Origin of the sequence: Xanthomonas sp. 4461, from assembly GCF_024806475.1 — a bacterium.
In the GTDB taxonomy this organism is placed as follows: domain Bacteria; phylum Pseudomonadota; class Gammaproteobacteria; order Xanthomonadales; family Xanthomonadaceae; genus Xanthomonas; species Xanthomonas arboricola_F.
Window position 1 is genome coordinate 1,554,482 of sequence record NZ_JANTYV010000001.1, and the last position, 14,544, is coordinate 1,569,025.

15 protein-coding genes are annotated in these 14,544 nt (G+C 64.2%); 3 read left to right on the forward strand and 12 right to left on the reverse strand.

Features of this window, described 5'->3' with window-relative positions:
• The first annotated feature begins 7 nt into the window (after positions 1-7).
• The gene (locus tag FHY19_RS06625; protein WP_259156628.1) at positions 8-1,360 is read left to right on the forward strand and encodes a HAMP domain-containing sensor histidine kinase; all 1,353 of its coding nucleotides are present in this window, start codon (positions 8-10) and stop codon (positions 1,358-1,360) included.
• Positions 1,361-1,493: 133 nt separating this feature from the next.
• On the opposite strand, the gene FHY19_RS06630 is transcribed toward FHY19_RS06625, so the two are convergent.
• Positions 1,494-2,462: a right-handed parallel beta-helix repeat-containing protein gene (locus tag FHY19_RS06630; protein ID WP_259163119.1), complete on the reverse strand. Its 969-nt coding sequence runs from the start codon at positions 2,460-2,462 to the stop codon at positions 1,494-1,496.
• A 96-nt stretch (positions 2,463-2,558) separates the two neighbouring features.
• The gene (gene glmU / locus FHY19_RS06635) at positions 2,559-3,923 is read right to left on the reverse strand and encodes a bifunctional UDP-N-acetylglucosamine diphosphorylase/glucosamine-1-phosphate N-acetyltransferase GlmU (protein WP_259163120.1); all 1,365 of its coding nucleotides are present in this window, start codon (positions 3,921-3,923) and stop codon (positions 2,559-2,561) included.
• Positions 3,924-4,069: 146 nt separating this feature from the next.
• Between glmU and FHY19_RS06640 the strand changes: the two genes are divergently transcribed.
• A complete protein-coding gene (locus FHY19_RS06640; protein ID WP_259163121.1) occupies positions 4,070-4,453 on the forward strand; it encodes a GtrA family protein in 384 nt (127 codons plus the stop codon).
• A 322-nt stretch (positions 4,454-4,775) separates the two neighbouring features.
• Here FHY19_RS06640 and FHY19_RS06645 read toward each other — a convergent pair whose 3' ends face one another.
• The 10 genes from FHY19_RS06645 to FHY19_RS06690 form a co-directional block, all read right to left on the reverse strand.
• A complete protein-coding gene (locus FHY19_RS06645) occupies positions 4,776-5,363 on the reverse strand; it encodes a chorismate mutase (RefSeq protein WP_259163122.1) in 588 nt (195 codons plus the stop codon).
• 228 nt (positions 5,364-5,591) lie between these two features.
• Positions 5,592-6,014, reverse strand: a complete 423-nt coding sequence (locus FHY19_RS06650) for a F0F1 ATP synthase subunit epsilon (RefSeq protein WP_005992065.1) — start codon at positions 6,012-6,014, stop codon at positions 5,592-5,594.
• Between the two features lie 168 nt (positions 6,015-6,182).
• On the reverse strand, positions 6,183-7,589 hold the full coding sequence (gene atpD, locus FHY19_RS06655) for a F0F1 ATP synthase subunit beta (protein ID WP_046963369.1): 1,407 nt from the start codon (positions 7,587-7,589) through the stop codon (positions 6,183-6,185).
• A 122-nt stretch (positions 7,590-7,711) separates the two neighbouring features.
• The gene (gene atpG / locus FHY19_RS06660; protein ID WP_259163123.1) at positions 7,712-8,575 is read right to left on the reverse strand and encodes a F0F1 ATP synthase subunit gamma; all 864 of its coding nucleotides are present in this window, start codon (positions 8,573-8,575) and stop codon (positions 7,712-7,714) included.
• Positions 8,576-8,687: 112 nt separating this feature from the next.
• On the reverse strand, positions 8,688-10,235 hold the full coding sequence (atpA, locus tag FHY19_RS06665) for a F0F1 ATP synthase subunit alpha (protein WP_115003856.1): 1,548 nt from the start codon (positions 10,233-10,235) through the stop codon (positions 8,688-8,690).
• Between the two features lie 47 nt (positions 10,236-10,282).
• Entirely contained in the window at positions 10,283-10,810 is a 528-nt protein-coding gene (locus FHY19_RS06670) for a F0F1 ATP synthase subunit delta (protein ID WP_115050627.1), read from the reverse strand.
• Positions 10,811-10,813: 3 nt separating this feature from the next.
• Positions 10,814-11,284 carry a F0F1 ATP synthase subunit B gene (locus FHY19_RS06675; RefSeq protein WP_003483999.1) on the reverse strand — a complete coding sequence of 157 codons (471 nt, stop codon included), beginning with the start codon at positions 11,282-11,284 and terminating at the stop codon, positions 10,814-10,816.
• Between the two features lie 112 nt (positions 11,285-11,396).
• A complete protein-coding gene (atpE, locus tag FHY19_RS06680; protein ID WP_002814105.1) occupies positions 11,397-11,699 on the reverse strand; it encodes a F0F1 ATP synthase subunit C in 303 nt (100 codons plus the stop codon).
• A gap of 72 nt (positions 11,700-11,771) precedes the next feature.
• Entirely contained in the window at positions 11,772-12,572 is an 801-nt protein-coding gene (atpB, locus tag FHY19_RS06685; RefSeq protein ID WP_039421795.1) for a F0F1 ATP synthase subunit A, read from the reverse strand.
• Positions 12,573-12,597: 25 nt separating this feature from the next.
• A complete protein-coding gene (locus FHY19_RS06690) occupies positions 12,598-12,963 on the reverse strand; it encodes a hypothetical protein (RefSeq protein ID WP_074059361.1) in 366 nt (121 codons plus the stop codon).
• Positions 12,964-13,596: 633 nt separating this feature from the next.
• Between FHY19_RS06690 and FHY19_RS06695 the strand changes: the two genes are divergently transcribed.
• Positions 13,597-14,409, forward strand: a complete 813-nt coding sequence (locus tag FHY19_RS06695; RefSeq protein WP_259156657.1) for a hypothetical protein — start codon at positions 13,597-13,599, stop codon at positions 14,407-14,409.
• Positions 14,410-14,544 lie beyond the last annotated feature (135 nt).

Genomic DNA, 14,544 nt, shown 5'->3' on the forward strand with positions numbered 1-14,544 from the left:
TGCGCGCATGTGGCATCGCTCCTTCACGTTCACCCTGTTTCTAAGGCTGTTGCCGGTGCTTGCACTGGCCGCCGCCCTGCCGTGGTTCATGGCGTACTGGCTGGATCGCGGCTGGCAGGTCGCTGCGATTTCGGTCGTCGTTGTGCTGGCCGCGATGTGGTTCAGCCTCATCCGCGCCACCGCGCCGATGCGCTCGCTGTTCCGCGCCCTGGCCGGCACCACCAGCAGCTACCGCGATGGCGAATACAACTTCGGCGTGTACTGGCGCGGCAGCGACGAACTGGCGCAGCTTGTGCAGGCGCATTCCGAACTGGGCGATGTGCTGCGCGCACAGCGACGCGACCTGGTGCAACGCGAGTTGATGCTCGACACCATGCTGCAGAACACCCCCGTGGCAATGCTGCTGGTGGTCGCCGGCGGCGATGGCCTGCGCCGCATCGGGTTTTCCAACAACGCCGCGCGCAAGCTATTGCATGACGGACGCAAGCTCGAAGGCCAGCATCTGGACGACGTGCTCGAACGCATGCCAGGCGAACTGCGCGATGCGCTGGCGCGTGGCGGCGACTGCCTGTTCGCAGTACGCGAGGACGGTGATGACGAGGACGACGAGCAGATCTACCACCTGTCGCGGCGCAGCTTCCACCTCAATGGCCGCGGCCACGAGTTGCTGCTGATCCGCACCCTGACCACCGAGTTGCGACGGCAGGAAGTGCAGACCTGGAAAAAGGTCATCCGCGTGATCAGCCATGAATTGAACAACTCGCTCGCACCGATCGCCTCGCTGGCGCATTCCGGCGCCGAGCTGCTGCGCCGCGAGCGCACCGACCGTCTGGGCACGGTCTTCGAAACCATCGAAGAGCGCGCGCGTCATCTGGAAGGCTTCATTCGCGGCTACGCGCGCTTTGCCAAGCTGCCGCAGCCGCAATTGCAGACCATCGAATGGGCGCCGTTCCTCGAACGGCTGCGACAACAGATCCCGTTCCAGTTGCAGGGCGAGATCAGCAGTGTCAGCAGCCGCATCGATGCAGCGCAGGTCGAACAGGCCATGCTCAATCTGCTCAAGAATGCACACGAGGCCTGCAGCGAAGCGCAACCGCCCAATAGCGAGGTTGCAGTGCGCGTGACACGCTTACCGCAGTGGCTGCGGATCGAAGTGCTCGACCGTGGCAATGGCATGAACGAAGCGGTGCTGCACAATGCACTGATGCCGTTCTATTCGACCAAACGCAATGGAACCGGGCTGGGGCTTGCGCTCACCCGCGAGATCGCCGAAGCGCATGGCGGGCGTATTTCGCTGCATAACCGCGAGCAAGGCGGCCTGTGCGTGACCTTGTTGCTGCCGTCGGCATCGGCTGCATAGCCAGACATTTTCGACCCGTCCAACGCCTCGTCCAGCGCAGCTCACTGATCGGTCGCCAAGCCCGGCAAGACCACCCCGCCGCGCGGACACCGAGTGTAAGAACGCGCACCCCCGCCCTGCCACCACCGCGCCGTCAATCGGGTTTCAGCGTGCCGCTCTCTGCAATGCGCGGCTGTTTCAGCGCGCCACACGCATCGTCTGCGCCGGTGGTCCTGGTCGCATCGATGGCGCGGTAATACCCGATGCCGACGGTATTGCCAACGAACTCGCCACCCTGCGAGGGGCACTCTCCATCGGCCTTGAACCAGTCCGAAAACGCGGCGTACTTGCCGGCCCTGAGGAAGTGGTTGCCGCCGACATAGGTCCGATCGGACGCATCGCGCGTACGCACTGCATCGCCGTTGACATCCACAAACGTATTGCCTTCGATCCGGTTACCGGACGAGTGCCGCGCCAGATACAGCGCATGGATGAAGCCCGAGGTGTCGGTGTCGTTTTCGATCGACACGAAGCGATTGTGTTCGATGCGGCTATCGCGCGACTGCTGCAGCCGGATCGCCGCAAACGAGTACGCGGCCTCGGTGCTACGACCATAGCGCCCACCGATCCGCTCGAACTGCATGTTGCGGATCGTGTTGCCGCCATTGCCGTCCTCGGCGGCCTTGCTGCTGCCCAGATCCAGCGCCATCCAGTAGTTGCTGACCTTCAACCCCTCGAAGGTCAGCCGCGTCGGCGCATTTCGACCACGTTTCAAGGCGAACCAGGTCGCGCCACCGTGTCCATCGAAGAGCGGCGGGCTGGCAGCGCCAGCAGCGGCGATGAAGCGGATCGGCGCGCCGTTGGCAAAGGTCCATTGCACCGACTGTTGAAGATAGGTGCCCGGGGCGATCACCACCTCCACGTCCCCTGCTGGCCGTCGTTCGACCAGGCGTTGCTGCGCGGCGTCGAGACTGCGCAATGCCGTCGAAGGCGCGGTGCCCGCCGCCGCATCATCGCCATCGGGCGCCAGATACAGCCGATAACTTGCCGCCGCTGCAACGCCTGACTGCAGCAGTGGCACGCCAAGGAGGAGGATCAACACCGTATGTGGACGTCGCAGCATCGTGCACCTTCCGTCGTTACCCGCAGCACGGCCAAGCATCGCCGTGCAGCACGGCTGCGCTGCGTCACTCACCCGCATCGCGATAACCGCTCCATGCTACTTCTTGGTCGGCCGCTCCCAGCCTTCGACCACGGTCTGACGTGCGCGCGTGACGCTGAGCTGGCCGGCCGGCGCATCGCGCGTAATCACCGAGCCCGCACCGATGGTGGCATTGGCACCGACGGCGATCGGCGCCACCAGTGCGCTGTTGGAGCCGACGAACGCGCCGTCGCCAATGGTGGTCTGCGACTTGTTCACGCCGTCGTAGTTGCAGGTGATGGTGCCGGCGCCGATGTTCACCTTGCTGCCGATCACCGCATCGCCCAGGTAGGTGAGGTGATTGGCCTTGCTGCCCACACCCATCGTGACCTTCTTGGTCTCGACGAAATTGCCGATATGCACGCCATCGGCGAGCACGGTGCCAGGGCGCAGACGCGCGAACGGGCCGATCTGCACCGCACCTTCGGTCACCACGCCTTCCAGATCGCAGTGCGCGCGCACCTGCGTGCCGGCACCCAGGGTCACATCGCGCAGCCGTACGAACGGGCCGATCACCACGCCGTCGCCAAGCGTGACATCGCCTTCCAGAATCACATCGATATCCAGCTGCACATCGCGTCCCACCTGCACCGTGCCGCGCTGTTCCACGCGCGCGGGGTCGGCCATGCGCACGCCCTGCAGGCACAGCGCACGCGCTGCGCGCGCCTGCCAGGCGCGTTCCAGCTGGGCCAGCTGCCAGGGGTCGTTGGCACCTTCCACATCCTGCGGATCGGCCACATGCACCATGTCGGCCGGCGTGAAGTCGGCGGCGGCGCTGGCAAACACGTCGGTGAGATAGAACTCGCCCTGTGCATTGTTGTTGGACAACCCGCCCAGCCAACGCCGCAGTGCGGTGGATTCGGCGGTGAGGATGCCGGTGTTGATGGTGCGGATGCGCCGCTGCTCGTCGTTAGCGTCCTTCTGCTCGATGATCGCCGCCACCTTGCCTTCGGCATCGCGCAGGATGCGTCCGTAGCCGGTGGGGTTGGCGAGTTCGGCGACCAGCACCGCCATCCGGCCTGGCGCATGCAGCAACTGCAACAGGCTCTCGCTGCGGATCAGCGGCACATCGCCGTACAGCACCAGCACGGTGGCCGCATCCGGAATCGCATCCATGGCCTGCTGCACGGCGTGGCCGGTGCCCAGTTGCTGCCGTTGCTCGGCCCACTGCAGATCGGCCTGTCCGGCAAATGCCGCGCGCACCTGGTCGCCGCCGTGCCCGTAGACGATATGGACCGCGGCCGGCTGCAGCTGCCGCGCGGTGGCGATGACATGCGCCAACATCGGCTGGCCCGCCAACGGCTGCAGCACCTTGGGCAGGGACGAGCGCATGCGCTTGCCCTCGCCCGCAGCCAGGATCACGACGTGCAGGGGCAGGGTCATCAAGAATTCCAAAGGCGGGAGATACGCCAAATTCTAGTCGCAGCCATGCAAAACCGCGTACTCGCTCGATGCCCTCAACACGCGATGACAACTTTTTAAGCACTGCGGCCGCTAGGATGGGCGCCCTTTCCTCGTCCCCGGTACGCATGAGCCTGTTCCGCCAAGGCAGCCAGTTCACCCTGATTGGCGGCCTGCAATTGGCTGTGGACTGCGGCATCTTCATCGCCGCCACCGCCGCCGGCATGCCGACGGTGCCGGCCAATCTGCTCGGGCGCATCAGCGGCGCGGTGCTGGGTTTCTGGCTCAATGGCCGTTACACCTTCGCCCAGCAGAGCGGCGCGCGGCTGGGCTGGCAGCGCTTCCGCCGCTTTGCGGTGATGTGGCTGGCGTTGACGCTGATCAGCACCTGGCTGCTGTCGGCGACGGTGGATCTGGTCGGCCTGCGCCAGGCCTGGCTGGCCAAGCCGCTGGTCGAAGGCGGGCTGGCGATCGTGTCGTTCTTTCTTGGCCGGCATGTGGTGTATCGCTGAACGCGATGCGGTTAGCGAGGCTGGAGCGCGCTAGCACGCAGCGTTTAAACCAAGACAGCTGGCCGCTGCCCGTTTCATCGCCAGCAGCGCGCGCACGGCAAGCGCTCACCACGCCGCTAGCGCAACCATCAGTCCAGCGTGATCCAGGCGTAAGCGCGGCATCTGCCGACGCACCACCCTTGCCTACGACAGCAACCGCGCACCGGCACTGGTCCGGCACACCGGCGGCCTTGCAAGCGCTGCACGGCGCCCCGCTGACCTGCGCCGCCCGCTCATCACGGCGGTCGCGTCGCGCCACCGGCCCTATCCCGGCAACGCCGGACTAGGTCTTGCCGGGTGCCTGCTGACAGAAGTCGCCCAGGCCACGCACCAGTGCCGCGCGGTGCAAGGCATCCAGCTGCCATTGCGCCGCGTAGTGCGCCGCAGCCCGTGCCGTGTTGGTCGTGCATTGCGCCGCCGAACGCGCCCCAGCAGCATCGGCCAGCGCATCGAGCAACTCGCCCTGCAGCTGATCCAGACGTGCGCGCAGTGCGGCCAGATCCGGGCGAGCGGTATCCGGCGCGCGTCCACGTTCGTGCCAATGGTTCAACAGCGCGTACTGCACCGATTTGTTGGCCTCGATCTGCGCGGCAAAAAAACGGGCCGCATCCTCGGCGTCCAGTCCATGCGCCGGTGCCTGGTCACGTACGCTCTGCAGCACCGCCGCTTCGCGCGCCTGGTCCAGCACCGGCTTGCCGCTATCCCACTTGCTCAGCGCCACCGCATCGCCGATCGCGTTGCGCTGCACGATGCGATCCAGCAGCGAATCCAGCGGCGGCTGGCTGCGCGCCGGCAACGCGCAGCCCAGCAGTGCGACAGCAAGCGTGCACGTCAGTGCATAACCGCGGAAGCCATCGATCGAGCGGGTCATGGGAGTGTCCTCAACGTCGGATGTAACCATGCCATGGCGCAGTGAAGCGCTGCATGGCAACCAGCCACGCAGTTTGCGCGCTGGCCGCCACACGCGGCTTTCCGCCGCGCACGCGCATCTCCAAAAACGAAAACGCCGACACGAAGGTCGGCGTTCCGGTCCACATCTGCAGGCGGCATTGCAGCTGAGGCGTATCGCTGGCCCACAGACCGTGGGCCAGGCGATCGATCAGTGCTTGAGGTTGCGACGCAGACGCTCCAGTGCCTGCAGCTGCACCGTCGCCTCGGCCAGCTGACGCTGCGCCTGGGCCACATCCACCGTGTCGCCACGGTTGGCCAGCAGACGCTCGGCTTCTTCCTTGACCTTGCGCACGGCGGCTTCGTCGATGTCCTGTGCACGCACTGCGGTGTCGACCAGCACGGTCACCACCTGCGGCTGCACTTCCAGGATGCCGCCGGAAATGGCGAAGTCCAGCTGTTCGCCACTGGCGGTGGTGACCACCACCTTGCCCGGCTTCAGGCGCGTGATCAGCGGCGCGTGCTTGGGCGCGATGCCCAGCTCACCCAGCTCGCCGGTGGCCACGACCAGCGTCGCCTCACCGTGGAAGATTTCCTTCTCGGCGCTGACGATGTCGCAACGGATAGTGCTCATGGTGCCTCACTGTAGTGAGGCGGGGAATCGGGAATCGGGAATCGGGAATGGGAAGAGCAGCTGGCTGCACGCTTTTCCCTTTCCTGTCGATTCCGACCTACCGATGACCCGCCTTTACGATTCCCGATTCCCGATTCCCGATTCCAGCCGCATGGCGGCTGGGATCCATCAGGCCTTGGCGCTCATCTTGTTGGCTTTCTCGACGGCTTCTTCGATGCTGCCGACCATGTAGAACGCCTGCTCCGGCAGGTGGTCGTATTCGCCGTCGCAGATCGCCTTGAAGCCGCGGATGGTGTCCTTCAGCGACACGTACTTGCCCGGCGAGCCGGTGAACACTTCGGCCACGTGGAAGGGCTGGCTGAAGAAGCGCTCGATCTTGCGTGCGCGCGACACCGACTGCTTGTCTTCTTCGCTCAGCTCGTCCATGCCCAGGATCGCGATGATGTCCTTCAGTTCCTTGTACTTCTGCAGGGTCTGCTGGACGCGCTGGGCGGTGTCGTAATGCTCGTGGCCGATCACCAGCGGGTCCATCTGGCGGCTGGTGGAATCCAGCGGATCCACCGCCGGGTAAATACCCAGCGAGGCGATGTTACGGCTCAGCGTCACCGTCGAGTCCAAGTGGGCGAAGGTGGTCGCCGGCGACGGGTCGGTCAGGTCGTCCGCGGGCACGTACACGGCCTGGATCGAGGTGATCGAACCGCTCTTGGTCGAGGTGATGCGCTCCTGCAGCACGCCCATTTCCTCGGCCAGGGTCGGCTGGTAGCCCACTGCCGACGGCATGCGGCCGAGCAGCGCGGACACTTCGGTACCGGCCAGCGTGTAGCGGTAGATGTTGTCCACGAACAGCAGCACGTCCTTACCCTTGCCGTTCTCGTCCTTCTCGTCACGGAAGTACTCGGCCATGGTCAGGCCGGTCAGCGCAACGCGCAGACGGTTGCCCGGCGGCTCGTTCATCTGGCCGTACACCATCGCGACCTTGTCCAGAACGTTGGAGTCCTTCATCTCGTGGTAGAAGTCGTTGCCCTCGCGGGTACGCTCGCCCACGCCGGCGAACACGGACAGACCCGAGTGCGCCTTGGCGATGTTGTTGATCAGCTCCATCATGTTGACGGTCTTGCCGACGCCGGCGCCGCCGAACAGGCCGACCTTGCCGCCCTTGGCGAACGGGCACATCAGGTCGATGACCTTGATGCCGGTTTCCAGCAGCTCGGTGCTGGAGGACTGGTCTTCGTACGACGGCGCAGCGCGATGGATTTCCCAATGGTCCGACGCCTGCACGTCGCCGGCTTCGTCGATGGGGCGACCCAGCACGTCCATAATGCGGCCCAGCGTGCCGGCACCGACCGGCACCGAAATCGCACGCTCGGTATTGGTGGCCAGGAGGTTGCGCTTCAGGCCGTCGGTGGAGCCGAGCGCAATCGTGCGCACCACGCCATCGCCGAGCTGCTGCTGCACTTCCAGGGTGATTTCGGTGCCTTCGACCTTCAACGCGTGATAGACCTTCGGCACTTCATTGCGCTGGAATTCGACGTCGACGACCGCGCCGATGATCTGAACGATCTTGCCCTGACTCATTTGGATAACTCCACTAATGTCTGTTCGATTCTTGTGTCGGGATTAGGGAAACGGGATTCGGGATTGGGAAGATCAAGTGCCGCTGCCTCGACCATTCCCGATTCTCCATTCCCTATTCCCGGCTATACGGCGGCCGCGCCGCTGACGATTTCCGAAATTTCCTGGGTGATCGCCGCCTGGCGCGCCTTGTTGTAGACCAGTTGCAAGGTGCCGATCATCTTGTTGGCGTTGTCGCTGGCGGCCTTCATCGCCACCATGCGCGCGGCATGTTCGGAGGCCACGTTTTCCAGCACGGCCTGGTACACCAGCGACTCGATGTAACGCGTCATCACGTGCTCCAGCACGGTCGCGGCATCGGGTTCGTACAGGTAGTCCCAATCGTGATGCGCCACCTTGTGCTCGGCGGCGGGCAGCGGCAGCAGCTGATCGAAGCTGGCCTTCTGCGTCATGGTGTTCACAAAGCGGTTGTAGACCAGATAGACGCGGTCCACCTTGCCATCGATGTAGGCATCGATCATCACCTTGATCACGCCGATCAGCTGCTCCACCTGCGGGCTGTCGCCCAGGTGGGTGACGCTGCCGACCATGTTGACCTTGATGCGGCGGAAGAAGGCGGACGCCTTCTGACCAATGGTCACCACGTCGATCTCGGCGCCCTTGTCCTGCCATGGACGCACTTCGCCCAGCATCTTGCGGAACAGGTTGTTGTTCAGACCGCCGGCCAGGCCACGGTCGGAGGAGATCACGATGTAACCGACCCGCTTGACCTGCTCGCGCTCGACCAGGAACGGATGCTGGTAGTCGGTGCTGGCCTGCGCCAGATGCCCGATCACCTGCTTCATCGCCTGCGCATACGGACGCGAGGTCTTCATGCGCTCCTGCGCCTTGCGGATCTTGGAGGCCGAGACCATTTCGAGCGCGCGCGTCACCTTGCGGGTGTTCTGCACGCTCTTGATCTTGGTTTTGATTTCGCGTCCGCCTGCCATACTCGCTCGCTTCGCTCGCTTAGTGGGAATGGGGAATCGTGAATCGGGAATTGGCACAGCCAACCCGCTTTGACGATTCCCTATTCTCGATTCCCGATTCCCGCAGCCGGATTTACCAGCTGCCCGTGGTCTTGAACTCTTCGATGCCCTTCTTGAATGCAGCTTCGATGTCGTTGTCCCAGCCGCCGGTGGTGTTGATCTTGGAGATCAGCTCACCCTGGGTGTTGGCGAAGTGCGCGTGCAGGCCTTCTTCGAACGCCAGCAGCTTGTTGACCGGCACTTCATCGAGGTAACCCTCGTTGACGGCGTAGATCGACAGCGCCTGGTTGGCGATGGACATCGGCGCGTACTGCTTCTGCTTCATCAGCTCGGTGACGCGCTGACCGCGCTCGAGCTGCTTGCGGGTGGCTTCGTCCAGGTCCGAGGCGAACTGCGCGAACGCCGCCAGCTCGCGGTACTGCGCCAGCGAGATACGGATGCCGCCGGACAGCTTCTTGATGATCTTGGTCTGGGCCGCACCACCGACGCGCGAGACCGAGATACCGGCATTCACGGCCGGGCGGATACCGGCGTTGAACAGGTCGGTTTCCAGGAAGATCTGGCCGTCGGTGATCGAGATCACGTTGGTCGGCACGAACGCGGAGACGTCGCCGGCCTGCGTTTCGATGATTGGCAGCGCGGTCAGCGAACCGGTCTTGCCGGTCACCGCACCGTTGGTGAACTTCTCCACGTATTCCTCGGACACGCGCGCGGCGCGCTCGAGCAGGCGGGAGTGCAGATAGAACACGTCGCCCGGATAGGCTTCGCGGCCCGGCGGACGCTTGAGCAGCAGCGAGATCTGGCGGTAGGCCACGGCCTGCTTGGACAGGTCGTCGTACACGATCAGCGCGTCTTCGCCGCGGTCCATGAAGTACTCGCCCATGGTGCAGCCGGCATACGGGCTGATGTACTGCATCGCGGCCGATTCGGACGCGGTCGCAGCCACCACCACGGTGTGCGCCAGCGCGCCGTTCTCTTCGAGCTTGCGCACGATGTTGGCAACGGTCGAGGCCTTCTGGCCGATCGCCACATACACGCACTTGATGCCGGTGCCCTTCTGGTTGATCACCGCATCGATCGCCAGCGCGGTCTTGCCGGTCTGACGGTCGCCGATGACCAGCTCGCGCTGGCCGCGGCCGATCGGAATCATCGCATCGACCGACTTGTAACCGGTCTGCACCGGCTGGTCGACCGACTTGCGCCAGATCACGCCGGGCGCGACGCGCTCCACCGGTGCGGTCTGGGTGGCGCCCAGCGGGCCCTTGCCGTCGATCGGCTCGCCCAGCGCGTTGACCACGCGACCGAGCAGCTCCGGACCGACCGGCACTTCCAGGATGCGGCCGGTGGTCTTGGCCACGTCGCCTTCGCGCAGGTTTTCGTAATCGCCCAGCACCACGGCGCCGACCGAATCGCGCTCCAGGTTCAGTGCGAGCGCGAAGGTGTTGTTCGGCAGTTCGATCATTTCGCCCTGCATCACGTCGGCCAGGCCGAAGATGCGCACGATGCCGTCGGACACGCTGGTCACGGAGCCTTCGTTGCGCGACTCTGCGGACAGCTTGACCGCCTCGATGCGGGTCTTGATCAGGTCGCTGATTTCGGAGGGGTTGAGCGTGGTTGCCATCGTTCAGTCCTAGGTGCCGGCCGCGAGGGCCATGCGTTTATGTGAATTCAGTGGGCGAGCGAGCTTTGCAGACGCGCAAGCTTGCCCTTCAGCGAGCCGTCGATGACCACGTCGCCGGTGTCGATCACCGCGCCGCCGATCAACGAGGCGTCCACCGCGGTGGTGATGTCCACCTCGCGGCCGAAACGCTTCTTCAGCGCAGCAGCGATCGTGTCCAGTTCCGCCTGGCTCATTGCAGCCGCCGAGGTCACCGTCGCCTTGACGACGTGTTCGGCTTCAGCTCGCAGTTGTTCGTACAGTCCTGCCACTTCCGGCAGCAGCGACAGCCGCTGCGCGTCGGCCAGCAGGCCGAGGAAACGCAGATAGTCTTCGCTCGCCTGCGGCGGTGCCAGCAACGTCACTGCCTGATCCTGGCGCAGGGCCGGGTTGAGCAGCAGCGCGGCCACACGCGGGTCGCCGGCCACCTGCGCCGAAAACGCCAGCGCATCGGACCAGGGCGCGAAGTTGCCGCCCTCACGCGCGATCGCAAACGCGGCGCGGCCGTACGGACGGGCAAGTGTGAGGGCCTGACTCATCGATTAAATCTCCGCCGCCAGCTCGTCGAGCAGCGCCTTGTGGGCGTTGGCGTCGATTTCGCGCTTGAGCAGCTTCTCGGCGCCACTGACCGCCAGCACAGAGACCTGCTTGCGCAGCTCCTCACGGGCACGGGTTGCAGATGCGTCGATTTCGGTCTGGGCCAGATCCTTCTGACGGTTGGCTTCGGCAATCGCCTCGAGCTTGGCCGCCTCGATGATCTGGTTGGCGCGCGCATGGGCCTGATCGATGATCTCGTTGGCCTTGGTGCGTGCGTCCTTCAGTGCTTCGTTGACCTTTTCCTGCGCCTGCGCCAGATCCTTCTGACTGCGATCGGCCGCGGCCAGACCTTCAGCGATCTTTTGCTGACGCTCTTCGATCGCCTGCAGCAGCGGCGGCCAGATTTTGGTCGCGACGATCCAGATCAGACCGGCGAAGGCCAGCGCCTGGGCAAAGATGGTAAGGGTGATATCCATGGGTCGCTCAATCGCTGTTTAGGGGTGAAAGCGCCGCCGCAGGGCGACGCTTTCCGACCTTCATCCGCGGGGGCAGCCGCACTGGCTGCCTCCACATCCTGCTACCGCTGGATCAGCCGGCAGCCTGCGACAGACGCTCGATGAACACCTGGGCCAGCGGGTTGGCGAAGGCGAACAGCAGGCCGACAGCGACGCTGATGATGAACGCGGCGTCGATCAGGCCGGCGGTGATGAACATGCGGACCTGCAGCACCGGGATCAGTTCCGGCTGGCGTGCGGCAGATTCCAGGAACTTGCCAGCCATGATGGCCAGACCGAGGCCGGCACCCAGCGCGGCCAGGCCGATCATGATGCCGACGGCGAGGACGGTGGAGCTCTGGACTTGAGCGAGGTTGGTCAGGACGGCGAGGTACATGGTGATCTCCGAACGAAAGTTTCTAAGGGTGATGGATGAATCGGGATGAAGCGGATGAAGGGTGCAGCAAACTCAGTGACTGTCTTCGGCCAGGCTCAGATACACGATCGACAGCATCATGAAGATGAAGGCCTGCAGCGGAATCACCAACAGGTGGAACAGCATCCAGCCGAGGCCGAATACGCCGCCAGCGACCATGCCGGCGATGCCCGCACCGCCCAGCACCCAGATCAGCAGGAAGACGATCTCGCCGCCGAACATGTTGCCGAACAGTCGCATCGCCAGCGAAATCGGCTTGCTCAGCCACTCGACGATGTTCAAGAGCAGGTTGAACGGCATCATCCACTTGCCGAACGGCGCCGTGAGGAATTCCTTGGTCATGCCGCCCACGCCCTTGGAGCGCAGCGAGAACACGATCATCAGGAAGAACACGCTGATCGACATGCCCAAGGTGGCATTGACGTCGGCGGTGGGCACCGGCTTCCAGGCGTGGATGCCGGCCCAGCCCAGCGGAATGGCGATGAAATCGGCCGGGATCATCTTGATGAGGTTCATCAACAGGATCCAGAAGAAGATGGTGATCGCGATCGGCGTCACCAGCTTGCTGCTGCCGTGGTAGGTGTCCTTGGCCTGCCGATCGACGAATTCCAGGCAGATTTCCACGAATGCCTGCCACTTGCCCGGCACGCCGGCCGTGGCATTGCGGGTCGCCGTCCAGAACGCCAGCACCATGACCAGGCCCATCAACACCGCCATGACCAGGGTGTCGACGTGGATGGTCCAAAACGTGCCGCCACCCTCGCGAACCGGATAGATCAGGTTCTGCAGGTGATGCTGGATATAGGAGGTAGGTGTTGCTGCCTCGCCCGCCATGTGTCTGGAGCCCTTTAAGTTCGAATCAACGTCTGGCCAGAGCCAGAACCTGAAAAATCAACCCGATGGCGATACCCGCCAACAGAGCCAGAGGAGGCAGCCGCCACAGGGCAAAGCCCAGCGACAACGCCGCAAATACCAGCACCCACTTCAGCACCATCGCCAGCACCAACCGCACCATCGCGATGCCTGCTGCCTGGATGCCGCCACCAAGCGCGGTACGTGCCGCAACCCAACCGCCCAGTACCGTCGCAAACCCGGTCAACGCCAGACCGGCAGAGTAACGGGGACCGACCAACAGCAACCCCAGACTGGTTATAGCTACAGCGGCAAGCGGATATACCGCAGCGCGCAGCATCAACCGCCGACCCGCGTCAACGGAGTTCAGCACTACGGTTACCTTACGTGTGAATGAGGGGGAAGCGCAGTTGCGCCTCGTCGAGCCGCGAAAGTATAGCAATGGGACAAATTGCGAGACAACCGGCAAAGGTCATTCGCTGCTGCAACGCACCAAGCGCGCGCCGCGGCGGCGGGTGGGAACTTTGCCACAAACTGGCGGTCGGAACTTGCGAGGCCTGCACATCCTCGTCGAAAGGTACCGCCGCAGGCCGCCTATGGGAGCCCTGGGAGACCGGGGCTCCTGCTTATTACGCAATGTCGCGCGCCGCAGCCACCTTCCCATCGGCGGTCCAATCCGCTGCATCGCACGCGCGTTTCGATCCATGCAGCGCCGCAATGGCCGCCACCTTGCCGCCTGGTGCGGCACCGGTTGCGCAGTTGGCAGCGGCGACCGTACCTGAAGGTATGCTCTACGCCACACTTTTTGCGCGTCCTTTTCAGCGCCGAATTTGCCGTGTCCGCCGCGCGGCCCCCATGCCTATTGGACATGCGGACCGTTTTGTTCGATTGCTATCTCCGTCTTCACGGGTGTGCGACAGGTCCTTCACTTTTGGAAGACGTCGTCTTATCGATAGTGCGCGCCACTGGCCCACCGGCCTGACCATTCCAAGAATTCGGAGCTCCCATGAAACACCTCCTCGCACTGGCGATCCCGTGCGTTCTGGCCGTCGCCTACGTCGCGCCCGCACACGCTGAAGATACCGATGACCGCTTCCAGATTCGCCTCGGTGCGATGAATGTGGACAACGACAACACCATCCGCGGCAACACGCTGCTGGCGGGCAACAACGTGTCGGTCAATGAAGACTTCAAGCTGGGCGGCAAGGAATGGGAGCCGCGCGTGGATGGCGTGTTCCGCATCAGCACCCGCCAGCGCCTGATCTTCGATTACTTCAAGTACGACAAGGATCGCCGCGAGACCCTGAGCCAGGATCTGAGCGCCGGCGGCGTGACCGTGCCTACCGGCAGCTTCATCAAGGGCGAGCTGAAGTATCAGGTCGCGACCCTGGTGTACGACTACTCGGTGATCGATTCGCCGGAATTCAGCCTGGGCCTGCAGATCGGCGCCGAATACGCCAAGGTCGAGGCCAATGCCTATGCGGATTTGGGCAGCGTGTTCAGCGGCGATGTCGTGGATGAAAGCGAAGACGGCGCTGCGCCGGTCGTGGGCATCCGTTTCACCGCCCGTCCGAGCGAGCACTGGCTGTTCAACGTGCAGGGCCAGTACCTCAACACCAGCTGGGGCGATTTCGGCGATTACGAAGGCGACCTGAGCCGCGCCAACGCGATGGCCGAATACCGCTTCACCAAGAACTTCGGCATCTTCGCCGGCTACGACTGGTTCAAGCTCGACGTCGACCAGCGCGGCAGCGATGGCCTGATCGGCCTGAAGCAGGAGTTCAAGGGCCCGGTGGCAGGCGTGACGTTCGCGTTCTGATCTGCACCACCGTTGCAAGCGAACGGCCCGCCCTGTGCGGGCCGTTCGCGTTTCAGCTGCCCGGCGGCGTCGACGGCGCCAGGAACGGCTGCGTAGCCACGCACACGGGCCGGCCAGCGGCATCGCGTCCATACA